This window comes from Streptomyces sp. NPDC037100 (assembly GCF_055606225.1).
The window spans coordinates 728882-750873 of record NZ_JBVJSX010000001.1; the positions used below are offsets into that span (position 1 = coordinate 728882).

Sequence of the window (21992 nt, forward strand, 5' to 3'; positions counted from 1 at the left end):
CGTAGCGTCCCTCACCGCCGTAGCGTCACCTCACCGCCCCACCCGGCACCTCACCGCCGTAGCGTCCCTCACCGCCCCACCCGGCACCTCACCGCCGTAGAGTCCCTCACCGCCGTAGCGTCACCGTCCCGCTCCCACCACCCTCCCGAACTGCTCCCTGACCTCCCGGTAGCGCAGCAGCTCCGCCGCCACCGGGTCCAATACCCGGGCCCTGCCGCATCCGGACGCCGCCTCCCGCAATCGGCGTTCCGCCTCCAGGCCGTAGCGCCGGGCCGGGCCGCGGGCCGCCATCCGGCAGCTCCACTCGATGATTGGGCCGCCGACGATGCCGATCGCCATCAGCAGCACCGGAACCCCCAGGTTGGGCGACACGACTCCGATGATCTGGCCCAGCAGCCACAGCCCGCCCAGGAACTGCAGGATCGTCATGGACGCCTGGACCAGTACGGCCACCGGCCACCACCCGGGCCGCGGCGGCCGCCCCGTGGGCACGCCCGCACGCGCGGTCAGCTCGTCCAGCGCCTCCGGCAGCCCCTGCGAGCCTCGCACGGCGGCCTCGCGCACCGCCTGCGCCCAGGGCGCGGGCAGCCCGGCCGACGCCCGGTCGGCCACCGTCCGCACCGCCTGCTCGACCCGCTGACGGGCGGTCGCCTCCTCGTCGGCCTGCGTGCGCCCGGGGAGCCGTCCCGTGGTGGGCTCGCCGCGGTCCTGGTACCAGCGCCACAGCCGCAGCCAGGGCGTACCGCAGGCCCGGTTGGCGTTGCGCAGCCACGCCCGCTCGGCCGCCTCGCCCGCCGCCGTGGCGCCCACCGCGTCCGCGAGCCGGTCGGAGAACTCCTCCCGGGCCTGTTCGCTGAGCCCGGTCCGCCGCTGGGTGGCGTAGACGGGCCACAACCGGGCCGCGGCGATGTCCACATCGGCCGAGATGCGACGGTTCGCCGCCCCGCGCTCCGAGACGAACTGGCCGAGCGCCTCGCGCAGTTCACTCACGCCGTCCCCGGTGAGTGCGGACAGCGCGAGCACGGTCGTGCCCGGTTCGCCGTACTCCCCGAGGGCGATGCCGTCCTCGTCCAGGAGCCGCCGCAGATCGTCGAGGACCTGTTCGGCGGCTTCCCCGGGCAGCCGGTCGATCTGGTTGAGGACGACGAACATGACCTCGGCGTGGGCCGCCATGGGCCGCAGATAACGCTCGTGGAGGACGGCGTCCGCGTACTTCTCCGGATCGACGACCCAGATGACCGCGTCGACGAGCGCCAGGATGCGGTCCACGTGCTGACGGTGCTGTACGGCGGCGGAGTCGTGGTCGGGCAGGTCGATCAGGACGAGTCCGCGCAGCGGCGACTCGCCGTCCCCGGACGGCAGCGGGCGGCGGCGCAGCCGGGGCGGGATGCCGAGCCGTTCGATGAGGCCGGCCGCCCCGTCGCTCCAACTGCACGCGATGGGTGCCGCAGTGGTGGGACGGCGTACGCCCGTCTCCGAGATGGTCACCCCCGCGAGCGCGTTGAACAGCTGCGACTTGCCGCTTCCGGTGGCGCCCGCGATGGCGACGACGGTGTGCTGCCCGGAGAGCCTGCGCCGCGCGGACGCCTCGTCGAGCACCCGGCCGGCCTGCGACAGCGTCCGGCTGTCGAGCCGGGTACGGGAGAGCCCCACCAGTTGGCGCAGCGCCTCCAGCCGGGAGCGCAGCGCCCCCTCGTACACCAGTGGGGTCACCGGCGGCGGGACGGCGGAGCGGCTGTCCGTCATGGGGAACCGGTCTCCTTCGGCTGTCTCGTTGACCCGGCGAGCGATGAGCCCGTCGTCCCAGGTTTCCGCTGAGTCGGTGCGCGTCGCGCGTTCGCCGTCCGGGGCACTCCGGTCGGCGGCGCTTGCCGCCTTGCGGGCGTCGTCGTCCGGCTGATCGGCGTGCTCGGTGGGGTCCTGGTCAGTGACGGCGGTCACCGGTCACCTCTCCTTCTGCAGTACGGACAGCGCGGCGATGAGTTCGGCCTGTGGCTCGGGATGGACGTCCAGCGCGTCGAGCGGGGCGAGCCGGCGCTCGCGTTCGGCGTGCAGGACGCGGTCCACGTGCTCGGCGAGCAGCCGCCCGGCCCGGTCGCGCAGCCGCAGCGCGCCATGGGCGCCGATCCGCTCGGCGAGTCCCTCCCCGGCCATCCGGCCCCGGCGGCCGCCCAGCAGGGAGGTGGCGACCAGGGCGGCGACCAGTTCGGGGTCGGGCGCGAGGTTGCGGTCGAGCTCGCGCACCTCGTCCTCGGCGTGCTCCTCCAGTTCCCGCCGCCAACGCCGTACGGCCAGCCCGATGCGTTGCTCGGCGCTGTCCGCCCCCGAGTCGCATGCGGTGAGTTCGGGGGCGGCGGACGCCGGTTCACGTCGCCAGGCGTCTTGGACGCGCTCGTCGGCGGCGGTGACGGCGCACAGCAGCAGCGCGCTGAGGCTCTCCACGAGCGCGTCGAGGAGTTCACCGGCGGTGCAGTCCAGAGGGAAGGCGCGCCACCTCTTGAGCGCGTCCCCGGCGAGGACCGCGCCGCTCTGCAACCGGCCCCGCACGCGCGTGTGCTCGCTGTCGTACGCCCCCTCGACGGCGGAGGTGAGACGCAGTGCGGCGGCGTACTGCGCGGCGGCGGCACCGGCCAGCTCGGGCATCCGGGACTTGAGGGAGTCGAGGACGCCGTACGCCGTGCGGGCGAGGACGTGCTGCCGGGCCGCGGGGTCCTGGGCCTGGTGGATGAGCCAGGTGCGCAACTGGGCGACGGCGGAGGCCGGCAGGAGCCCGCCGCCCCAGGCGGACTCGGGCAGCTCGGGCACGGTGAAGCGCGGCACTTCGCCGAGCCCGGCCTTGGTGAGCAGGGCCCCGTACTGCCGTGACACCTCGTTCACCACCTGGTGGGGCACACGGTCGAGCACGGTCACGAGGGTGACGTCGTACTCCTTGGCGGTGCGCAGCATGTGCCAGGGGACGGCGTCGGCGTAACGGGCGGCGGTGGTGACCATGACCCAGATGTCGGCGGCGCAGATGAGTTCGGCGGCCAGGACGCGGTTGTCGGAGACCAGGGAGTCGATGTCGGGCGCGTCGAGGAGGGCGAGGCCGGGCGGGAGGGTCTCGGCGGCCTCGACGCGCAGCACGCGCGCGGGGTCCTCGCCGGGGAGCAGCAGATCCTCGGTGGATTCCTCCTGGGCCACCCACACGCGCGTGAGATCGGGCAGCACCCTCATCCCACTGAACCAGTGGTGGTCCTCCGGATGGCAGACCAGCACGGGGGTGCGTGTCGTCGGCCGCAGCACGCCCGCCTCGCTGACCCGCCGTCCCACGAGAGAGTTCACCAGGGTCGATTTCCCGGCTCCGGTCGACCCGCCCACGACGGCCAGAAGCGGCGCTTCGGGGTCCCGCAAGCGGGGCACCAAGTAGTCGTCGAGCTGCGCGAGGAGTTCATCGCGGTTGGCACGCGCGCGTGGGGCCCCCGCCAGGGGCAGCGGGAAGCGTGCGGCGGCGACACGGTCGCGCAGGGCGGAGAGTGCGTCGAGCAGCTGAGGCCGTACGTCCAAGGTCACCACATGTGAAGAATGCCCAATTTTAGGGGAATTCTGAAGCATATGAGCATGTCTGCGCGCCGACAGAACACAAGGGACGGAAGGGACGACTGGGACACGGGCACACTCCAGGCATAACGAGTGCACAACACCCGATGCGTCTGACGCCAAAAGCGGTGCACGATTCGTACCTGCCTGCGATTATCAGGACCGCTTCACCGAACCTCCACATCGAGCCACGGAGGCGAAGCAACAGGGACAAGGACGCGGGAGCCCTATCCTTGTCCCCGGCAACGTCACGGTTCGGCCCACACCCGGGCACCAGGACAGAGGCCACCACACCCGGCCCCCGTAGCTCAGTGGATAGAGCAGGCGCCTTCTAAGCGCTTGGCCGCAGGTTCGAGTCCTGCCGGGGGCGCCACCTCCTACCAGCAAAAACGCCCCAGAGGGGATCTCCCCTCCAGGGCGTTTCGCGTCTCTGACGGCAACGGCCTCGTCACTCGCCGGACAGCAGGTCTCCCAGCTTGTCCAGAGCGGCCCGCTTCTCCGTCATGCCGACGTGCGCGTAGATGTTCATCGTCACATCAAGGGCGCTGTGCCCGACGATGTCGCGGACGATGTGCGGCAGGATGCCGAGGCCGAGCAGCAGGGTCACGCAAGTGTGGCGCAGGCCATGAAAGCGGACGTCCAGGCCGAGCCGCTCGCGGATCGGGTAGAACTGCCGGTTCAGGTTCCGTGGCTCGATCGGGATCCCCCGCCGGGTGGTGAAGACCAGGCCGTTTTGCGCGCGCCGCCTCTGCGGCGCGGCCTGCCTCCTGTCTGCGCCCCGGCTGGCGCGCCCGGCGGCTGCGGGTATGAAGGTGGGGGCATCGGCAAGCGGCGTGCGGGATTTTCTGAACTTGCTTCGACATGCTGAGGACCGACCACGAAGGCGAGCAGACATTCGCGCGAGGAGTCCTGCCCCAGCATGCGAGTTGTGCGCCTGTTCAACGGTCGGCCACGCCCCCTGGTGCCCGACAGGTGTGGGCCACCAGGAGGCCGACTGACCAACACACGAAGCGCCCTCCCGGGCCGTCCAGGGGCCATGGAAGGGCGCTCGACGGTGACCAACGCCGACAACTGCCGACAGCTCAGCAGCAGGTCAGAGCGTTGATCGATTAGGCGGCCGCAGGTCACGGCCGCCGATGATCAGTTGTGGCTGCACTGAGGGAGCCACCCTCAGGTTCACCATGAGTGAGATCGCGTTCGATCACGGTCGAGAAGTCTCCGGATCAGCAGGAACGCGCCCACGGCGATCAGGGCCATCCCCATGATGATCAAGGTAGCCCCGACGGCGACCAGAAACGTCCCAATGAAGATCAGGAGCGTCCCTATGATGAATAGAAAGATCGCGAGGACGGTCACAGTTGTCTCCTGTCCTCCCTCCCGCTTTACCCCCTTCCCCGCTCCCGCGCCAATACTCTGCTGCACGCTACCGACGGCTTGCCACGGCAGGATCTGCGCCGCCGTCGTCTCCGCCGGCCGCAAGCCCCGTCCCCGTGTGGCCGACCTGATGATCGCCGCCGTCGCGGCCGCCGAGGAGTTGCCCCTCTTCACCACCACCCCCGATGACTTCCAGGGCCTCGACGACTTGATCACCATCGTGCCCGTCACCCGGCCCGAGGTCCGGCACGACCGGTAGTACCCGTCCGCCCGCCCTGCGCCGGAAGCCAAGGTGCTTCCACTCCAGGTCGCGGACACCCACCGTCCGTCACACGTCACGTGAGACCTCGGTCTGCACGACGATGGCGCCCGCGGAATGCGCACGACTGGTCCCGCTCGGTGCAGTGCTCCTGCGCACGCTGTACGACGGCAAGGATTCGTGCATCCCGATGCTCGAGCTGTTCTTCGAGCTGTTCTTCGAGCTGCTCGACGAGTTCCGCGACGAGTCCCGTGGTGAGTTCCCCGGCGAACAGGGCCGGTCGCAGCCCCATTAGTCCAGATCGAGGGCCCACCCCAACGCTCCCAGTGCTTCGGGACGAAGACGAAGGGGTCGGCGCGAGGCGGTGTCGAGGTTCTGCCGCTTCCCGCAGCCCCAGGGTACGCGCGATCATGGTTTCCTTACCCGAACCGGACCATGCACCGTGAAAACCCTGCACCGTGAAAACCCTGCACCGTGAAAGGGGCCAGCCGTGCGGCTGCGATGCGCTGTACTGGACGACTTTCAGAAGGTCGCGACCGAGGTCGCCGACTGGGCGGAGGTCGCGGACGACGTGGAGGTCGTGGCCTTCGACCGGCACATCGAAGGCGAGGACGACCTGGCAGCGGCGCTGGCCGGCTTCGACATCGTCGTGACCCTGCGCGAACGCGTGCCGTTCCCCGGGGAGTTGATCGCCCGGCTGCCCCGGCTGAAACTGATCGTCGCCTCCGGCATGCGGAACTCCGTCATCGACTACGCGGCCGCCGAGGCCCACGGTGTCACGGTGTGCGGCACGGCCAGTTCCTCCACCCCGCCGGTCGAACTGACCTGGGCGCTGCTGCTCGGCCTCGCACGCGGGATCGTCGAGGAGAGCAACGCCCTGCGCTCCGGCGGCCCCTGGCAGAGCACCGTCGGTGCCGATCTGCACGGCCGACGTCTCGGGCTGCTCGGACTCGGGAAGATCGGCAGCAGGGTCGCGCAGGTCGGGCTCGCCTTCGGCATGCGGGTCGGGGCGTGGAGTCAGAACCTCACCCGGGAGCGTGCCGACGAGGTCGGCGTGGAACTCGCCCCCTCCAAGGAGGAGCTGCTGACGGACAGCGACTTCGTGTCGGTCCATCTCGCTCTCGGCGACCGCACCCGCGGCCTGCTCGGCCGGTCCGAACTCGCCCTCCTCAAGCCGTCCGCCTACCTGATCAACACCTCACGTGCGGCGATCGTCGACCAGGACGCTCTCCTCGACGCCCTGCACGCGGGCCGTATCGCCGGTGCCGGCGTCGACGTCTTCGACATCGAGCCCCTTCCGGCGGACCACCCGATGCGCACGGCACCGCGCCTCCTCGCCACGCCGCACCTCGGGTACGTCTCCCGGACCAACTACGCGACGTACTACGGGCAGGCGGTCGAGAACATCCGCGCGTTCCTCGCGGGCGCGCCCGTTCGCCGGCTGCCTTGACCCGCGTGCGGTGGCGCGCTTTCCATCGGCGGCCACCGGCCGCAGATCCACGACACGCGCATGGCCGGGACCCGGCATCGGGTCCCGGCCATCGCCGGCTGTACGGGTGGTCTCAAGGTCGCCGCCATGAACGAGGCGCCTCGGTCTCGACGGAAGTCAGGCCTTCTTGCCGGGAACGACGGCGCTGCTGACGCAGGACACCTGGCTGTGCGAAGTCGGGCACTCCTGCGTCGAGTGGTTGACGACGGTGACCTTGCCCTGGTCGGTGGTGTACGTGTACTGGCTCAGTTCCACGCAGCGAACGTGACCGTTGCCGTCGTCGACGCACTTGCCGGGGCCACCGTCGGCAGAGGCCTGGGCGGCACCGACACCGATCAGAGCAAAGCTCCCCAGAACTCCCGCTACCGCTGCGATCTTCTTCGAAGTGAGCATTTACCTTTTCCTTTTACGGTCGACCCGCCGCCGGGCAGCCGAGTCGTTCCGGACGCATTAGCGGCAAAGAAGCCAAATGACAGGCCCCGCGGCTCGGACACCTGGTTCGAGCCCCGGGGCCTGCCTGCATCACCTGGTCGGTGATTACTTGCCCAGAGTGAAGGCCTGCGAGCAGTTCACGGACTCGCGCTCGCTGTTGTCCTGGTTGGCGAGACCCAGGATGGCGAGGTTGACGTTGATGTCGTCGATGTTGATGAGTCCCTCACGCGAGTCGTTCTGCTCGCACGACTGGGCCTGCTGGTTGTCGATCTTGACCTTCTCGTCGCCGTCCGAAGCGTGACCAACGCCAGCGCCAAGGAAGCTGACGCTGCCGAGCATGGCCGCGACGACCGCGGCCTTCTGGTACTTGCGCATTACTTCTCCGATTCCTCGAATCGACACAGACCGTAGTGGGCTGGTCACCAACAGTTGCCAACCCTAGGTTGGCTGTGCGTCTTTCGCTCGGGCGAAACGCCCAATCGCGTAAGTTTCTGGAAAAGACGTTTTGTAGTTCCACACACCGGCACACAGCGGGTGACAGAACCCCGAGTCGCCGCCGGGGGCCGCGCACGTCCACGGACAGAGCGAGCCCGCACCGGCCGGCGAGGCGTCAGCTCCCCGCGACGGGAACCGCGACACTGTCGACACAGCTGACCTGGCTGCGCGACGACGGGCAGGTCTGCGTCGAGTCGTTGACGACGGTGACGCTTCCGCGCTTGTCCTTGATGACCTGGTACTCACTCATCTGCACGCAGCGGACATGCCCCGCACCGTCCTCGACGCACGTGCCGGGGCCACCCTGGGCCGACGCCTGGACGGCCCCGAGGCCCATCAGGGCGAAGGTCCCCAGAACCGCCGCCACCGCAGCGGTCTTCTTCGAGTCGAACATCTACCTTTTCCTTCAGTCAGGCGGCAGGCCCCGGGGCTCGGACGCATGGTTCGAGCCACGGGGCCTGCCTTGATCAACCTGATCAGTGGCCGCCACGCAGGGAGAAGGCCTGCGAGCAGGTCAGGGACTCGCGCTCGCTGTTGTCCTGGTTGGCCAGGCCCAGGAGGGCGGCCACGTTGACGTTGACGTCGTCGACGTTGACCAGACCCTGGGTCGAGTCGTTCTGCTCGCACGACTGGGCCTGCTCGTTGTCGAGCTTGAACTTGTCGTCCCCGCCCGCAGCGTGACCAACGCCAGCGCCGAGGAAGCTGACGCTGCCGAGCATGGCCACGACGACCGCGGCCTTCTGGTACTTGCGCATTACTTCTCCGATTCTCGAGTCGACACAGACCGTTATGGTCCGGTCACCGACAGTGGCTAAGATAAGTGGCGTTTGCGGCTTTTGCCACGCGAAACGCCCTGCGGCGTGGCTTTCTCGTGAAAACGCACGTCACAGCGGAGTCGCGCGTCCCCCCGATGGCCCCGTGCCGGACGGCAACCCCGGCCCCGCTGCCGCCCCCACCTGTACAGCCGGCGGAAGAGCGGGGACAAGCGGGGGCCCGCGATCAACACCCGTTTGGCCGAGCCGCTGTTCAAGATGGGTGATCCGGAGAAGATTTGTCGTGACTGGTTCGGGTTCGTCGCGTTGTACGAGCAGTGCGGCCGCTCGTACTGCTGCCGCACTTACCTAGTCAGTAAGGGAGAACGTGATGTCTCGCATCGCGAAGGTTGGCGCTGTTGCTCTCGGCACGGGCGCCGTGGTGCTCAGTGGAGCCGGTCTCGCCGCCGCGGACGCCGGCGCCCACGGCGCTGCCATCGGCTCGCCCGGCGTCCTGTCCGGCAACGTGGTCCAGGTTCCGGTTCACGTGCCGATCAACGTGTGCGGCAACACCGTCAACGTGGTCGGCCTGCTGAACCCGGCTGTCGGCAACGAGTGCAAGAACGAGAGCCACAAGAAGCACGACAAGAACCACGACAAGAAGAGCAAGAAGAGCGGCCACCGCCACTGACTTCTGCTGTCGTGACCCGAGAGCCCCGGCCCCCAAGGCCGGGGCTCTCCTCGTGTCCGGTGAGAATCCGTGTCGGCTCACGCGTAGCGGTAGATCCGGCCGACGTCCTCCAGTTCCGCCGGCGTCACGTCCCACGGCGGCAGGCTCTGGTGCCGTGCCACGATCCGGCCGTGCTGCCGGTCGCCCCGTCCCGGCGGTCTCGCGGGGAGGTAGCCGGCACCGCGGTGCCGGCGTTGCCAGCGGTACCACTGCAGGTCGATGAAGGCGTGGTGCAACCAGAACACGGGGTCGTTGACGGAGGCGCCGCCGAGCATGTCCCCACCGACCCAGCCGTGGACTCGATTGTGGTTGCGCCAGGCCGTGTTGTCGCGGCCGGTGCCCCAGCCCTCGAGTCTGTTGCGGAAACCCCGGGTGACCGTCGAGTCCCAGGGCGCCACGTCGTAGACAGGGTCCTCCAGCGCCCGCTCCAGCTCGCCCTTCGTGGGCAGGCCGACCGGGTTGCCGGGGCGTCCGAGGTTCCGGGTGAGGAACTCCCTGTCGGTCACGTTCACCTTGATGGTCCAGTTGCCTTCCCGGTAGGCGAACGGACCGGTCATCACCTGATGGTCGGAACGGCGCCCGTCGCCCCCGAGGAGATGGGCCGTCCAGGGCGCGGAGGTGGTCTTGCGGTCGCGCGTCCAGTCCCAGTACGGCACCGTCACCGAGGGGTCCACCCGGCGCAGGGCGCGCTCCAGGTCGAGCAGGAACCGGCGGTGCCATGGCAGGAACGACGGCGCCATGTGCGCGGCGCGCAGTCCGAGCTCGCCGTCCGCGGAGAAGTACTCGATGTGCAGCCGCACGAACTCGTCGTACTCGCCCCGCCGTTTGACCTCCAGCAGCGCCTTGACGAACCGCCGCTGCTCGGACCTGGTGAGCGTACCGGCGTCCCTACGTACGTACGCCACGCCGGTTCTCCGTGTGGACGTGGCCCGCGCTTGCCGGGGCCGGCTCACGCAGGCGCTGGCCGGGGCCGAGTGCGTCGACGGCGGCGCGGGCGGCCTCGATCGGTGAGGGATGGGAGCAGTAGTGGTCGACCATGCTCAGCCAGGTGCCGTCGGCCCGGCGCATCAGATGCAGAGGGCGTCCGTCCACCGTGACGTGCCACCGGCCCTGCCCGGCCGGGCCGCGGGGTGGGTTCCACACCATGACGATGCGGCGTCCGTGACGGGTCTCGGTGAAGACGGTGGCGCTCGGAGCGTCCCCGGCCCCGGGGCTCTGCGACCGGAGGGCGGCGGCCACCGGGGCCGCCACAGCGGCGGCGAAGGCGCAGACACGCAGACCGCGCGCCACCTCCCGCCGTGTACTGCCCCGTTTGGGCCTCGCCGGGGCCGCCGGCGCCCCGTCTCCCTCCCGCCCTCCGCCGATGCTGACGGCCATGGTCCACTCCTCGTCCGGTTCCGGTGTCGTAGCCGTAACCGCCGGACGTCCCGTGCGGTCACCGCCGTGCGGCCAGACAAGTGATCGTCCGTCTCCTCCGGGGGGAGGAGGCCGGCCGCGTCACCGGGGGGACACGTACGGAGGGCCGGTCCTCGGACTTTCCGAGGACCGGCCCTCCGTACGGGGTGTTTGCCGCCCTAGAACCACAGGTTGCCGTGCATCGGCTTGGCGTCGTTGACCGCGGACGCGGCGTTCTTCGCCGTGTGGACCAGAGACTCCTTGCCCTCGGCGGTGACGTCCAGGGGGACCTTGGTGCTCACGCCGCCGGTGAAGTCGGTGGACGCCAGGTCGCGCGTGCTCTGAGTGGCCGGAGCGGGCTGAGGGGCGGGGGCCGGGGCGGGCTGGGCGACCGGCGCAGGCTGGGCGACCGGCGCAGGCTGGGCAACCGGCGCAGGCTGAGGGGCCGGAGCAGCCTGAGGGGCGGGAGCAGCCTGAGGGGCGGGAGCAGCCTGGGCAACCGGAGCGGGCTGGGCGACCGGGGCGCTCTGAACCGCCGGAGCGCTCTGGGCGACGGGAGCACTCTGAACCGGAGCAGCCTGAGGAGCCGGCGCAGCCTGAGCAACCGGAGCGGCCTGCACGTCCGGAGCGCTCTGAGCGGCGGGCGCACTGGGAGCGACCATGGCGTCCTGGGCGAACGCGGGCGTGGCGGAACCGGCGGCGATCAGGGATCCGGCAAAGACGGCGGCGGCCTTCAGAGACTTCATCGTGTTCCTTTCTTCGGCAACGCGCGTCGCCGGAGGGGATTCTGTCGCCGTGCCTAACGAGCCCTGGCCTGGGCGGAAACCGGAGATGCCGAAGATTGCCAATACCTCATACGAAATCTATTAAACGACCGAAGAACAACAGTCGTGGCGCCGCTCCCCCGCGAGCGGCGCCACGACCGGGCGGGGGGGGCAGGACGTCGGTGGCAGCACCGGCTCCAGCAGCGGCACATCGGGGAGGATGACGGCCGTCTCCTCGGGGTCCGCCGTCGACGACGGGCCGGACGAATCGTCGGCCACATCGTCGGACGGTGTCGACACGGCGGGTTCCTCCTGGAGCGAGGGGGTGCCCCCGGTCAGCGCGGCGAGGAGGTCGTCGACCCCGCTCAGCAGGTCGTCGACCGAGGGAAGGACGCCGCCGACACCGGAGGTGATCGCCTTCAGGAGGCCGTCGACCGCTCCGACCACGAGGTCCAGCAGGTCGGTCACGGGGTCGGCGGCGCGCGGCACCGACACTCCGGGTACCGCGGCGGGCAGGGCGGGAGCCGGCAGCCGCACCACCGTTGACACGAGCGAGGTCGGCGCACCCTTGGCGGCCGACTCGGCCAGGGCGGTCTTCGCGGCGGCTGCCAGCCTTTCGGCCTCGGCCGGGGGCAGCGTCCCGTTGCTGTCCCGGAGCACGGCGTTCAGCAGGTCGGCGACGGGGGTGAGCTCGCCCCAGTTCAGTTTCCCGACCTGCGCGAGCCGCGCGTCCGTGCCGGGAAGCCGGGCCTCGGGCGCCACACGGTGGCCGTGCCCCCGGGACGATTCGGCCGCCATGGCGACGGGGCCGGTGATCCCGACCAGAACGGCGGCGCAGAGCGCGCCGGACACGATGCGCCGTGCGGACAGAGCGCACATGGGGATTCCTTTCGACGGCGTTGGATCTTGAGCCCACCGTGAAAGCGCCCACTACTTCCCGCAACCGCTCATACGCTTTTCGGGATTTCGCAGTTCCCCCTTTTGCTGTGTCCAGCCTGATCAGACGGTTTGTCAGGGCGCACTCTTCGGACCCCTGATGGAGCAAGGCGGCGGCCCGCGCCGAACGGAAGCCCTCTCCGGGAACGAGTCGACGGCCGGAACCAGCAAATATGTGCGATTTCACGATTCCGACACACTTGTCAGATTTCATCGAATTTCATCGACTATGTCCGGTTGATGACTAGAGTTGCGAACCGCCCGACGCACTCTCAGCGCGGACACATCGCATTCGTGGCGCTCTGCCACGGCCCCCCGTTCGAAAGGGCAACGACCGGTCATGCGTCATTCCTTGGGCCCGCTGTTCCGCCGCGCGACCGTGGGCGTCCTCGCTCTTGCCGCTGTGTGGGCGGCCGGCAGTTCGCCCTCCGCCGCACCGGCCGCCGCGCCCGCGCCGGAAGCCGAGCGTCTCAGCTTCACCGAGCGGTACCGCGCGCTCCAGCACGGCGGCATCGTACGCGCTGCCAACGCATCGATCACCTGCCGCACGGCCCAGGGCCCTTCGTGTCCGGCGGCCCAGGCAGGCGGTCCCGGTGTGAACGGCGACTTCGACATGTTCTACGTCGACGTCGACCGCGACGCCAACACGTACAACTCCACCCGCGCGGAGGTCCGTCTCCCCAGTGGCTCCCGGGTGACGTACGCGCGCCTGTACTGGGGTGGAAATCTGCGCGTGGGCGAACAGAAGCCGCCACAGGACAACGGACGCGTGCTGATCGCCGAACCCGGCGGCGAGTACAAGGAGTTGCTCGCGGACACGACGGTCGGACACCGCGTCATGGACGGCATGGACGCCTTCCAGGCCTCGGCCGACGTGACACGGCTGGTGCGGGAGGGCGGAGCGGGCCTGTACACCGTGGCGCAGGTCAACATCGCCATGGGCAGATCCACGGCCGGGGCCTGGGGCGGCTGGACGCTCGTGGTGGCCTACGAGAACCCGGCGGAGCCGCTGCGGCACCTCGCGGTCTGGGACGGTTTCACCCCGCTGGGGCCCGGTACGGGACAGGAGATCGGCCTGGGCGGCGTCGATTTCGCCGCGGGCGCGTGGGGCCGTGCCGGCCTGGTGGCGTACAACGGCGACCGCGGCACCGGCGGAGACTCGCTCACCGTGACGAGCGGCCAGGCCGTGTCCGCCCTCAGCAACGCCGCCAACCCCCGCGACGACGTCCTCAACTCCACCATCAGCGAGCCCGGGGGGGATGCGGCACGTGTGCCCGCCTACTCCCACACCCTCGGCTACGACTCCGACGTGTTCGATCTCGGAAGCGCCCTGCAGTTCGGCGGGGGCCAGGCCACCTTCCGGATCCAGTCTCAGCAGGACGCGGCGTGGGCCGGCGTGCTCTTCGCCGCCGTCGACGCACGGCGGTGAGCACCCCGCCGCCCGCCCCGAACGCCTTAGCGAGCGAGGAATCCGCGCACATGCACCTGTCATCCACCGCACCTCACCCCAGAGTCCTGCACCTCACCCAGCCGGTGGACGGCGGTGTCGCACGCGTCGTCACCGACCTGGTCCAGGCGCAACTGTCGGACGGCCTGGACGTCACCGTGGCCTGCCCCGACAGCGCGCTCACCACGAAACTGCGGACGCTCGGCGCGCGCGTACGGCACTGGCACGCCACGCGGTCTCCCGGTACGTCGCTCATCCGGGAGGTACGGCACCTGGCACGGGTCATCGACGAGGTGCGTCCCGATCTGATCCACGCGCACAGCGCGAAGGCCGGGCTCGCCGGACGCCTCGCGGTACGCGGGCGGATCCCGACGGTCTTCCAGCCGCACGCCTGGTCGTTCGAGGCGGTCGGCGGAGGCACCGCGACCCTGGCGCTCATGTGGGAACGCTGGGGAGCGCGGTGGGCCTCACGCGTGGTGTGTGTGAGCGAGGCGGAACGCGCGACCGGCATGGGCGCCAGGATCACCGGCCGCTGGACCGTCGTCCCCAACGGCATCGACCCGGAGCGCTTCCGCCCGGCCGCCGCCGACGCCGTACGGGCCAAACTCGCCCCGCTCGCCGGCATCCACCCCACGGCACCGCTCGCCGTGTGCGTGGGACGGCTGTGCCGGCAGAAGGGGCAGGACGTCCTGCTGCAGGCGTGGGAGACCGTCGAACAGCAGGTGCCCGACGCCCGTCTCGTCCTGGTCGGCGACGGGCCGGACCACGACCGGCTTCGCGAGAGCGCCCCGCGCTCCGTGGTGTTCGCCGGAGCCGTCGCCGACGCCTCCCCCTGGTACCAGGCCGCCGATCTCGTCGTCCTGCCGTCCCGCTGGGAGGGCATGGCCCTGGCGCCGCTGGAGGCCATGGCCTGCGGACGGCCGGTCGTGGTCACGGACGTCGACGGCGCCCGGGAGAGTCTGCCTTCCTCCACCTCCGCCCGGTGCCTGGTTCCGCCGGAGGACCCGGCGGCGCTGGCCCGGGCCGTCACCGCGCTGCTGGCAGACCCGCTGCTGCGCGCATCGCTCGGCGACCAGGGCCGCCGGCACGTGCTGTCCGCCCACGACGTGCGGCACACCGCCGAAGCCGTCTCGGACGTCTATCGCGACCTGCTCGGCCCATGGACCGCCACCACCCCCAGCGCTGAACACGGTCAGCCGCTCGACACCGGACGTGGCGCCGAGGCGAACCGGCCAGCACAGCGCGTCGAGCCCACCGAGTACAGGGAGTCCATCCACTCGTGACCGCCGAACGTACCGTGCCCTCCCCCGGCGTACCGCCACGGGACCACGGGTCCTCACCAGTCTCGGTCATGCCCCCGCGCGGCACGACCACCGGCTTCCGGTCGTCCGCCCCGCGGCCCCCGACCCGGCCGGCCTCACCCGTTCCGCTGCTCGTGGCCGACGGCTTCGCCGCCCTTGCGGGCACGCTCGCGCTCACCGGGGCCCAGCGCCACCCGCTCCTCGTCACCCTGCTGATCGTCGCCTCGCTGCTGCCGCGCCGCCGCGACGGGCGGCCGCCCTTGCCCGGGCTGCTGGACGAACTGCCCGCCCTGTGCGGCCGCATCGCGGTGGCGTGGCTGGCCTTCGCGGCGCTTCTGGCGGCGTACCGGCCGGAGCACGCGTTGTCCCTGCCCACCGTGTTGACGGGCCTCGCCCTGCACACTGCGGCCGGCTGCGCGCTGCGCGGAGCCGTGCACGCGCGGCGTCGCGCCGCGTTGCTGCGCCACCCGCACACGGCACTCGTCCTCGGGCCGGTCACGACCGCACAGCGGGTGGCCGCCGCCGTACTGCGTCACCCGCGCTGCGGCGTCCGGCCGGTGGGGATCGTCGCCGAGCAGCCGGAGGGCACCGAGACTCTGCCGGTGCTGACGACCGCCGAGGAGGTGGAGCGTGCGGTCATCCAGAACGGGGTGCGGGCGGTGCTGGCCGTGCACCCCTCCGTACGTTCCGAACAGGAGCCGCTGCTGCGGGTGCTGGCCGATTCGGGCTGCGTGGTCTGGGAGGTCGACGCCGACACCCCGTCGTACGCGGCACGGGAACGACTGGCCGGGTTCTCCTGCCGACGGCTGGACATGTCCCCGGTCCGGCGTGACAGTGCGGCCAAACGGACGCTCGACATCCTTGTGTCGGGGACGCTGTTGTTGCTGGTCAGCCCGCTGCTGCTGACCTTCGCCGCGGTGCTGCGGATCAGCGACGGGCCGGGCGTGGTGTTCCGGCAGGAGCGCATCGGCAGGGGCGGCAAGCCGTTCACACTGCTGAAGTTCCGCACGCACCGCCCGGTCGACGAGCACGAGTCGGCAACCCGGTGGAGCGTGGCGAACGAGAACGAGATGCGCTGGTTCTGCCGGATGCTGCGGCGCACCTCGCTCGACGAACTGCTCCAGCTGTGGAACGTGCTCCGGGGCGACATGAGCCTGGTCGGACCTCGACCCGAACGCCCCTATTTTGTGGCCCAGTTCGGCCAGACCTATCCCGGTTACTCGGTCCGCCACCGGATGCGGACCGGCATCACCGGACTCGCCCAGGTCCACGGCCTGCGCGGCGACACCTCGATCGAGGACCGCTGCCGTTTCGACAACGCCTACATCGACGACTGGTCCCTGTGGCAGGACGTCTGCATTCTGCTGCGCACCGCCGCCACGGTGGTACGTCCCACGGGGAGCTGAGACAGGTGAGCCTCGCACTGACGCCCCTTCCCCGCCGCGACGCCGCGCTGACACCGGCCCTGCTCGTCGTGGCCGTACCGGCCTTGCTGGCGCTGCCACTGACGTCGGACGGAGCGGGGCCCGCCGACGTGTTCTCCGGGCTGGTGGTGGTCTACTGCGTGATGCGTCTCCTGCTCGAACGGCGGCGCCCGCTGTCACCCGCCGCCGCCGTGATTCTGGGTCTGCCGGTCGTGGGGCTCGCGCTGTCCACCATGGGGGCGTTCTCGCCGCAGGCCGGGCTCACCGGCCTGGGACGCTATCTGCAGACCTTCGTTCTCGTTCCGGCGGCCGTACTGCTGCTGCTGCGCGACCGGACCGGCTTCCGGATGGTGGCCTGGGCGTTCGTGGGGCTCGGTCTGTGCCAAGGGGCCCTCGGCGTCCACCAGTTCGTCACCCGGACCGGTGCCTCCTACCAGGGCGCGAACATCCGGGCGGTGGGCACCTTCGGGTCGCACGACGTGATGGGCATGGCGACGGCGGTCTCCCTCGGCCTGGTGTGCGCGGTCGGTATCGCGCTGGGCCGGGTGTCCGTACGGCAGCGGGCGGCCGCCGCCGCGTGCGCAGCGGTGCTGCTGCTGCCGCTCGCGCTCTCCTTCAGCCGGGGAGCCTGGATCGCGACGTTCCTGACGTGCGCCGTGCAGCTGGTCCTGACCGGATGGCGGCGGGCTCTCAAGGTGGCCGCGGCCGCGGTCGCAGCGGGTGTGATCCTGGTGGGCGGGTTCGGTGTGGGCTCGGCTCTTCTGCAACAGCGCATCGGCAGCATCGCCCAGGTCGCCGACGCCCCCGACCAGTCCGTCGTCGACCGGTACACCCTGTGGGCGTCCGCCACGGAGATCTGGCGGCAGCACCCGCTGACAGGGGTCGGGCTGAAGGGTTTCCCCGAGTACCGGGACGGACACGCCACGCTGGCGCTGTCGTCGGGCAGCGAGACCGAAGGCGCGGGAGCTGCGTACCAGCGGCAGCCGCTGCTGTCTCCGCACAACATGTACCTGCTGGTGCTGAGCGAGCAGGGCCTGATCGGGCTGCTCGCGCTCGCCGGGAGCTGGCTGGCGCTGCTGGTGTGCGGGGTGCGGCGGCTTGTGCGCGTCCGCGACCGCGGCCCGGGAGTCGACTGCGGGCTCGTCGCCTGCGGGCTGCTGATCTGGCTGCTGACCGACTTCATGTACGGCGACATCGGCGGACCCTCGACCGTGCTGATCGCCGTGGCGATGGGGCTCGGGGCCTGGTGGGCGCTGACCGGCGACGCGCACGCGGATGCGCCCCGCAGCTCAGTACGTGAGCCCGCCGAGGAGGCTCTGGTTCGATGACGGTGGTGCCTTCGCATTCCCCCGGCTCCGAAACGGACGAAGCGGTGACCGTGCCCCCGGCGCGGACCGCCACCAAGACCGGCGACGGTACCGACCAGGCCTCGGCGCCGTCGTCGGTCTCCAGGAGCTTCCTGGCCAGGGCCGCGCTCGTCACGGCTTCGCTGTCCATCGCCGGTTCACTGCTCGGCCTGGTGCGCGACCAGTCGCTGGCGCGGCTGTTCGGCGCCGGGAGCGACACCGACGCCTTCCTGGTGGCGTGGACGGTTCCGGAGTTCGCCGCCACGCTGCTCATCGAGGACGGGCTGGCGATCGCGCTGATCCCGGCGTTCAGCATGGCGCTGGCCCGTCGTGCCCGGGGCGCACCGGGCGACCCGGTCCGCGCCCTGGTCGGCGCCACCCTGCCCCGGCTCTGTCTCGCCCTCGCCGCGGTGGCCGCCCTGATCGCCGGCACGGCTCCCCACCTGGTCCAGGCTCTCGCTCCCGGTCTGCCCGACCCCCGGCTCGCCGCCGACTGCACCCGGATCACGGCTGTCTGCGTGCTGGCCTTCGGGCTCGCCGGATACTGCAGTGCCGCCCTGCGGGCACACCGCTGTTTCCTCGCGCCCGCGGCGATCTACGTCGTGTACAACACCGGCATCATCGCCGCGATGTTCCTGCTCGGCGAGGGCTGGGGCGTGCGCTCCGCCGCGGTCGGGGTCGCGGCGGGCGGCTGTCTGATGGTGGCGGTGCAACTGCCGTCGCTGTGGCGGCGGCTGGCGTCGCCCACGCCGCACCTCGCCAAGGCCGGGGCGGTGGTCGAGGAGCGGCCGATGCAACTCGCCCTGATCGCCGCGGTGCTCCTGTTCGCCCTGTGCCGCCAGTCGCAGGTCCTCGTGGAACGCTTCCTCGCCTCCGGCCTGCCCTCAGGTGCCATCTCGCACCTGAACTACGCGCAGAAGGTCGCCCAGATCCCGATGACGCTGTCGCTGATGGTGTGCACCGTCACCTTCCCGGTGGTGGCGCGGGCTCTCGCGGACGGCGACACCGCGCGGGCCCGCAGCCGCGTGGAGCGGGATCTGGCGCTCGCCTCGTGGCTGGTGCTGCTGGGCATGTGCGCGGTGGTCGCCTGCGCCCCCCAGATGATCGAACTGCTCTTCCAGCGGGGAGCGTTCACCCCGAGCGACACCGACGCGACAGCGGACGTCATGCGCGTGTACGCCCTCGGGCTGCTGAGTCAGACCCTGGTGGGCGCCCTCGTGCGGTCCTACTTCTCGGCGGGCCGGGCCAGCTGGTACCCGCTCGGCGCGATGGCGGCTGGCATCGCCGTGACGTCCTGGATCGGCGCCGGCTCCGTGCACTCCTGGGGAGTGGCGGGGATCGCCGCCGCGAACGCCCTCGGCATCACCGTCACGGCGACCCTGCTGCTCGCCGGGCTGCGAACGGGCCGGCCGAACAGCACTCACGGCGTCTCGGTCCGGGTCCGGCCGGTCCTGGCCGAGCTGAGCAGGCTGGTGGCCGCCGCGGCCGTCGCCACGGCCGCGGGGGCGTTCGCCGCGAGCCGGCTGCCGTCCCCGGCGGTGGGCCTCACGGCCGGCCTCCTGACCGTGACCTTCGTCTTCGTCCCGCTCAGCTGGGCCTTCGGTGCCCAGAGTTCCGCGTCCGCTCTGCGCTCCCTACGCGCCGTCACACGAAGGCTGGCACATGGCCGTTCCCGTTGACTCCCTCGACACCGACAGACCCCGGGCCCCGCACAGGGGGCCGGCCCCCTGGGTGGCGATGTACCACTCGGTGGGCCACTGCTCGGACGACCCGTACCGCATCACGGTCACGCCCGCACGGCTCGGGGTGCAGCTGGCCTGGCTGCGCCGGCGCGGGCTGCGGGGCGTGTCCGTGACCGAGCTGCTCGCCGCCCGCGCCCGGGGCGAGGGGCACGACCTGGTCGGGCTGACCTTCGACGACGGGTACGCCGACTTCGTCACCGACGCCCTGCCGCTGCTGCACCGCTGGGACTGCGGCGCGACCCTCTTCGTGCTGCCCGGACGGCTCGGTGGCGTCAACGCCTGGGATCCGCTCGGCCCGCGCAAGCCGCTGCTGACCGGGGACGGTATCCGGCGCGCGGCCGCCGAAGGCGTGGAGATCGGCTCGCACGGGCTGACGCACGTCGACCTCACCAAGGCGGACGACCGCACGCTCAAGGCCGAGGTCGCCGAGAGCCGCGCACAGCTCGAGGAGCTGACCGGCACCCCGGTCGACGGCTTCTGCTACCCGTACGGCGCGATCGACGCCCGCGCCGTGGAGGCCGTACGGGAAGCGGGGTACACCTACGCCTGCGCCATTGACCCGGGCCCGCTGACCGGTCCGCACGCCCTGCCGCGCGTGTACGTCGGCCAGGACGACACGGCGTGGCGCCTGCACCTCAAGCACTGGCTGCACCGGCTGCGCCGGCGCGCGGTGGAGGGCCTGTGAGATGAGGGCTCTGCACATCATCACCGGCCTCGGCGTCGGCGGGGCCGAGCAGCAGTTGCGCCTGCTGCTGCGTCATCTGCCCGTCGACTGCGACGTCGTGACGCTCACGAACCCCGGCGCGGTCGCCGAGGGCCTGGCGGCCGACGGGGTCCGTGTCACGCATCTCGGCATGGGCGGCAACCGTGACCTGGCCGCGCTGCCGCGCCTGGTCCGGCTGATCCGCGCCGGCGGCTACGACCTGGTGCACACCCACCTCTACCGGGCCTGTGTCTACGGCCGCTTCGCCGCACGGGTGGCCGGGGTCCGGGCGGTCGTCGCCACCGAACACTCCCTGGGCGACTCACAGATGGAGGGCCGCAGCCTGACGGCAGGGGTGCGCGGGCTGTATCTCGCCAGTGAGCGGCTCGGTTCGGCGACGGTCGCCGTCTCCCCGACGGTGGCCGAGCGCCTGAAGCGCTGGGGCGTGCCCGCGCACCGCATCGAGGTCGTCCCGAACGGCATCGACCTCGACGGCTTCCGCTTCGACCCGGAGCGGCGCGCGCTCGCCCGCCGGCATTTCGGCCTGCCGGAGGACGCCTGGGTCGTGGGCGGTGTCGGCCGGCTCACCGCGGGGAAGCGGTTCGACGTCCTCGTCCGCGCGCTCGCCCTGCTTCCGGACGAGTGCCGGCTGCTGCTGGTGGGCGGCGGCCCCGAGGAGCACGCCCTGCGTCGCACGGCCCACGAGGCCGGAGTGGCCGAGCGCGTCGTCTTCACCGGCGAACGTCCCTACGTGCGCGACGACTCGCCGGGTCCGGACCTGCCTTCACTCACCTCGGCGATGGACCTGCTCGCGTCCCCCTCCACGGAGGAGGCCTTCGGTCTGGCGGCCGTGGAGGCTCTGGCGTCCGGGCTGCCGGTGCTCTACGCCTCCTGCCCGGCCATCGAGGATGTGCGGCCGCCCGCTGCCGCCGGCGCCCGGTGTGTGCGCGGCGGCCCCGAGGCATACGCCCACGCGATGGCCGAGGTCCGCGCGGCCGGCGCCCGGCCACGCAGGGCCTCGGAGGTCGCCCACCACTACAGCATCACCCACTGCGCGGCCCGTCTCACGGACGTGTACGCGACAGCGGTCTCCAGTTCGCCGTCCCTCTCACCTCTGGGAGCCACCTCCTCATGACCGACACTCCGACCCGTCAGCACCGCCTGTCCCCGGCTCGTCTCAGGGGCCTTCCCCTGTGGTCCGTGCTGGCGGCCGGCACCCTCGTCGGGGGTCTGCTCGGCGGCTCCTACGGCTTGCTCACACCCTCCACGTACACGGCCACGAGCTACGTCATCGCCGTACCCACCGAAAAGTCCACGCCGGACGCCGCCCTGGGCTTCGCTCAGGCGTACGGCCGGGTCGCCACGCAGCTCGCGGTGCTCGGGGACGCTCAGGTGTACGCGGGCGTCCCGGTGCGCACCCTGCAGCACAGTGTGCGCACGGCGACGTCGCCGGACGCGCCGATGGTCGCCGTCTCGGCCACTTCCTCGCGTCCCGGCCTCGCCGTCGACATGGCCAACGCGGTCACCCGCTCTCTGACCCGCCACGCGGACGACAGCAGTGACAGCACCCACGTGCGGCTCGTGCGGTTCTCCCGGGCGGTGGAGCCGCGCGAGCCGACGTCCGCGTCACCGGCGGTGACCGGTCTGGTGGGGGCGAGCGCCGGCGGTCTGCTGGGCGGCCTGGCCCTGCTGGCGCGGCCCAGGAAGAGCGGCCGGGACGGCGAGAGTGCCCCGACCCCCTCGGTGCCCGGCCCGGCCGCCGCCGCCGATGTGCGCGGACAACGGTGACGACGGCGGGCCCGGCCCAGCACGGCACCGGGGAGCGGC

The 21992-nt window shown here is 71.4% G+C and carries 22 protein-coding genes, 1 tRNA gene and 2 pseudogenes; 13 read left to right on the forward strand and 12 right to left on the reverse strand.

The window, feature by feature from the left end; translation table 11 throughout:
• Positions 1-120 precede the first annotated feature (120 nt).
• Together ACZ7EG_RS03310 and ACZ7EG_RS03315 are read right to left on the reverse strand one after the other, a co-directional pair.
• Positions 121-1941, reverse strand: coding sequence for a YfjP family GTPase (locus ACZ7EG_RS03310; protein ID WP_471071494.1), 1821 nt, complete (start codon positions 1939-1941; stop codon positions 121-123).
• A gap of 3 nt (positions 1942-1944) precedes the next feature.
• Positions 1945-3552 carry a dynamin family protein gene (locus ACZ7EG_RS03315; RefSeq protein ID WP_471071497.1) on the reverse strand — a complete coding sequence of 536 codons (1608 nt, stop codon included), beginning with the start codon at positions 3550-3552 and terminating at the stop codon, positions 1945-1947.
• 321 nt (positions 3553-3873) lie between these two features.
• On the opposite strand from ACZ7EG_RS03315, the gene ACZ7EG_RS03320 reads away from it, so the two are divergent.
• Positions 3874-3949 (forward strand) — tRNA-Arg (locus ACZ7EG_RS03320).
• A gap of 75 nt (positions 3950-4024) precedes the next feature.
• On the opposite strand, the gene ACZ7EG_RS03325 is transcribed toward ACZ7EG_RS03320, so the two are convergent.
• Positions 4025-4471, reverse strand: a complete 447-nt coding sequence (locus ACZ7EG_RS03325) for a tyrosine-type recombinase/integrase (RefSeq protein ID WP_471071500.1) — start codon at positions 4469-4471, stop codon at positions 4025-4027.
• 281 nt (positions 4472-4752) lie between these two features.
• Positions 4753-5055: a hypothetical protein gene (locus ACZ7EG_RS03330; RefSeq protein ID WP_471072454.1), complete on the reverse strand. Its 303-nt coding sequence runs from the start codon at positions 5053-5055 to the stop codon at positions 4753-4755.
• On the opposite strand from ACZ7EG_RS03330, the pseudogene ACZ7EG_RS03335 reads away from it, so the two are divergent.
• From ACZ7EG_RS03335 to ACZ7EG_RS03345, 3 genes and pseudogenes are all read left to right on the forward strand, one after another.
• Positions 5015-5209 (forward strand): annotated as a pseudogene (locus ACZ7EG_RS03335) (PIN domain-containing protein); the annotation flags it as partial. The gene ACZ7EG_RS03330 and the pseudogene ACZ7EG_RS03335 overlap by 41 nt on opposite strands.
• Before the next feature lie 112 nt (positions 5210-5321).
• A pseudogene (locus ACZ7EG_RS03340) lies at positions 5322-5411 on the forward strand (VOC family protein); the annotation flags it as partial.
• Between the two features lie 288 nt (positions 5412-5699).
• Entirely contained in the window at positions 5700-6659 is a 960-nt protein-coding gene (locus ACZ7EG_RS03345) for a D-2-hydroxyacid dehydrogenase family protein (RefSeq protein WP_471071503.1), read from the forward strand.
• Positions 6660-6815: 156 nt separating this feature from the next.
• Here the strand turns inward: ACZ7EG_RS03345 and ACZ7EG_RS03350 are convergent, their stop codons facing one another.
• The 4 genes from ACZ7EG_RS03350 to ACZ7EG_RS03365 all read right to left on the reverse strand — a co-directional run bounded on the left by ACZ7EG_RS03350 (position 6816) and on the right by ACZ7EG_RS03365 (position 8380).
• The gene (locus ACZ7EG_RS03350; RefSeq protein WP_471071506.1) at positions 6816-7091 is read right to left on the reverse strand and encodes a hypothetical protein; all 276 of its coding nucleotides are present in this window, start codon (positions 7089-7091) and stop codon (positions 6816-6818) included.
• A 144-nt stretch (positions 7092-7235) separates the two neighbouring features.
• Positions 7236-7505, reverse strand: coding sequence for a hypothetical protein (locus tag ACZ7EG_RS03355; RefSeq protein WP_471071509.1), 270 nt, complete (start codon positions 7503-7505; stop codon positions 7236-7238).
• Between the two features lie 235 nt (positions 7506-7740).
• The gene (locus tag ACZ7EG_RS03360; RefSeq protein WP_471071513.1) at positions 7741-8019 is read right to left on the reverse strand and encodes a hypothetical protein; all 279 of its coding nucleotides are present in this window, start codon (positions 8017-8019) and stop codon (positions 7741-7743) included.
• A gap of 82 nt (positions 8020-8101) precedes the next feature.
• Positions 8102-8380 carry a hypothetical protein gene (locus tag ACZ7EG_RS03365; protein WP_471071516.1) on the reverse strand — a complete coding sequence of 93 codons (279 nt, stop codon included), beginning with the start codon at positions 8378-8380 and terminating at the stop codon, positions 8102-8104.
• Positions 8381-8768: 388 nt separating this feature from the next.
• On the opposite strand from ACZ7EG_RS03365, the gene ACZ7EG_RS03370 reads away from it, so the two are divergent.
• Positions 8769-9068, forward strand: a complete 300-nt coding sequence (locus ACZ7EG_RS03370) for a chaplin (protein WP_471071519.1) — start codon at positions 8769-8771, stop codon at positions 9066-9068.
• A 77-nt stretch (positions 9069-9145) separates the two neighbouring features.
• On the opposite strand, the gene ACZ7EG_RS03375 is transcribed toward ACZ7EG_RS03370, so the two are convergent.
• The 4 genes from ACZ7EG_RS03375 to ACZ7EG_RS03390 all read right to left on the reverse strand — a co-directional run bounded on the left by ACZ7EG_RS03375 (position 9146) and on the right by ACZ7EG_RS03390 (position 12145).
• On the reverse strand, positions 9146-10012 hold the full coding sequence (locus ACZ7EG_RS03375; RefSeq protein WP_471071523.1) for a tyrosinase family protein: 867 nt from the start codon (positions 10010-10012) through the stop codon (positions 9146-9148).
• On the reverse strand, positions 9996-10484 hold the full coding sequence (locus tag ACZ7EG_RS03380) for a tyrosinase family oxidase copper chaperone (RefSeq protein ID WP_471071526.1): 489 nt from the start codon (positions 10482-10484) through the stop codon (positions 9996-9998). Before ACZ7EG_RS03380 ends, ACZ7EG_RS03375 begins: the two co-directional genes overlap by 17 nt.
• A 197-nt stretch (positions 10485-10681) precedes the next feature.
• Positions 10682-10804 carry a hypothetical protein gene (locus ACZ7EG_RS03385; RefSeq protein WP_362038711.1) on the reverse strand — a complete coding sequence of 41 codons (123 nt, stop codon included), beginning with the start codon at positions 10802-10804 and terminating at the stop codon, positions 10682-10684.
• A 564-nt stretch (positions 10805-11368) separates the two neighbouring features.
• The gene (locus tag ACZ7EG_RS03390; RefSeq protein WP_471071528.1) at positions 11369-12145 is read right to left on the reverse strand and encodes a hypothetical protein; all 777 of its coding nucleotides are present in this window, start codon (positions 12143-12145) and stop codon (positions 11369-11371) included.
• A gap of 397 nt (positions 12146-12542) precedes the next feature.
• Between ACZ7EG_RS03390 and ACZ7EG_RS03395 the strand changes: the two genes are divergently transcribed.
• The 8 genes from ACZ7EG_RS03395 to ACZ7EG_RS03430 are packed head-to-tail and all read left to right on the forward strand — an operon-like array spanning position 12543 to position 21953.
• On the forward strand, positions 12543-13631 hold the full coding sequence (locus ACZ7EG_RS03395) for a DUF3344 domain-containing protein (RefSeq protein ID WP_471071531.1): 1089 nt from the start codon (positions 12543-12545) through the stop codon (positions 13629-13631).
• A gap of 50 nt (positions 13632-13681) precedes the next feature.
• Positions 13682-14932, forward strand: coding sequence for a glycosyltransferase family 4 protein (locus ACZ7EG_RS03400; protein WP_471071534.1), 1251 nt, complete (start codon positions 13682-13684; stop codon positions 14930-14932).
• Positions 14929-16356 (forward strand): exopolysaccharide biosynthesis polyprenyl glycosylphosphotransferase, encoded by a 1428-nt coding sequence (locus tag ACZ7EG_RS03405; protein WP_471071537.1) that lies wholly within the window; start codon positions 14929-14931, stop codon positions 16354-16356. The genes ACZ7EG_RS03400 and ACZ7EG_RS03405 overlap by 4 nt, the downstream gene beginning before the upstream one ends.
• 5 nt (positions 16357-16361) lie before the next feature.
• A complete protein-coding gene (locus tag ACZ7EG_RS03410) occupies positions 16362-17702 on the forward strand; it encodes an O-antigen ligase family protein (protein ID WP_471071540.1) in 1341 nt (446 codons plus the stop codon).
• Positions 17699-19399 carry a lipid II flippase MurJ gene (locus ACZ7EG_RS03415; RefSeq protein WP_471071543.1) on the forward strand — a complete coding sequence of 567 codons (1701 nt, stop codon included), beginning with the start codon at positions 17699-17701 and terminating at the stop codon, positions 19397-19399. The genes ACZ7EG_RS03410 and ACZ7EG_RS03415 overlap by 4 nt, the downstream gene beginning before the upstream one ends.
• Complete coding sequence (locus tag ACZ7EG_RS03420; protein WP_471071546.1) at positions 19383-20147, forward strand: polysaccharide deacetylase family protein; 765 nt, start codon at positions 19383-19385, stop codon at positions 20145-20147. Before ACZ7EG_RS03415 ends, ACZ7EG_RS03420 begins: the two co-directional genes overlap by 17 nt.
• Before the next feature lies 1 nt (position 20148).
• Positions 20149-21300, forward strand: coding sequence for a glycosyltransferase (locus ACZ7EG_RS03425; protein ID WP_471071549.1), 1152 nt, complete (start codon positions 20149-20151; stop codon positions 21298-21300).
• Positions 21297-21953 (forward strand): YveK family protein, encoded by a 657-nt coding sequence (locus tag ACZ7EG_RS03430; protein ID WP_471071552.1) that lies wholly within the window; start codon positions 21297-21299, stop codon positions 21951-21953. Before ACZ7EG_RS03425 ends, ACZ7EG_RS03430 begins: the two co-directional genes overlap by 4 nt.
• Positions 21954-21992: the final 39 nt, after the last annotated feature.

Coding starts and splice junctions, on each gene's coding strand:
- ACZ7EG_RS03400 (WP_471071534.1), top strand. CDS start 13,682: ATGCACCTGTCATCCACCGCACCTCACCCCAGAGTCCTGCACCTCACC.
- ACZ7EG_RS03355 (WP_471071509.1), bottom strand. CDS start 7,505: ATGCGCAAGTACCAGAAGGCCGCGGTCGTCGCGGCCATGCTCGGCAGC.
- ACZ7EG_RS03350 (WP_471071506.1), bottom strand. CDS start 7,091: ATGCTCACTTCGAAGAAGATCGCAGCGGTAGCGGGAGTTCTGGGGAGC.
- ACZ7EG_RS03360 (WP_471071513.1), bottom strand. CDS start 8,019: ATGTTCGACTCGAAGAAGACCGCTGCGGTGGCGGCGGTTCTGGGGACC.
- ACZ7EG_RS03430 (WP_471071552.1), top strand. CDS start 21,297: ATGACCGACACTCCGACCCGTCAGCACCGCCTGTCCCCGGCTCGTCTC.
- ACZ7EG_RS03380 (WP_471071526.1), bottom strand. CDS start 10,484: ATGGCCGTCAGCATCGGCGGAGGGCGGGAGGGAGACGGGGCGCCGGCG.
- ACZ7EG_RS03415 (WP_471071543.1), top strand. CDS start 17,699: ATGACGGTGGTGCCTTCGCATTCCCCCGGCTCCGAAACGGACGAAGCG.
- ACZ7EG_RS03420 (WP_471071546.1), top strand. CDS start 19,383: ATGGCCGTTCCCGTTGACTCCCTCGACACCGACAGACCCCGGGCCCCG.
- ACZ7EG_RS03365 (WP_471071516.1), bottom strand. CDS start 8,380: ATGCGCAAGTACCAGAAGGCCGCGGTCGTCGTGGCCATGCTCGGCAGC.
- ACZ7EG_RS03425 (WP_471071549.1), top strand. CDS start 20,149: ATGAGGGCTCTGCACATCATCACCGGCCTCGGCGTCGGCGGGGCCGAG.
- ACZ7EG_RS03370 (WP_471071519.1), top strand. CDS start 8,769: ATGTCTCGCATCGCGAAGGTTGGCGCTGTTGCTCTCGGCACGGGCGCC.
- ACZ7EG_RS03395 (WP_471071531.1), top strand. CDS start 12,543: ATGCGTCATTCCTTGGGCCCGCTGTTCCGCCGCGCGACCGTGGGCGTC.
- ACZ7EG_RS03390 (WP_471071528.1), bottom strand. CDS start 12,145: ATGTGCGCTCTGTCCGCACGGCGCATCGTGTCCGGCGCGCTCTGCGCC.
- ACZ7EG_RS03325 (WP_471071500.1), bottom strand. CDS start 4,471: ATGTCTGCTCGCCTTCGTGGTCGGTCCTCAGCATGTCGAAGCAAGTTC.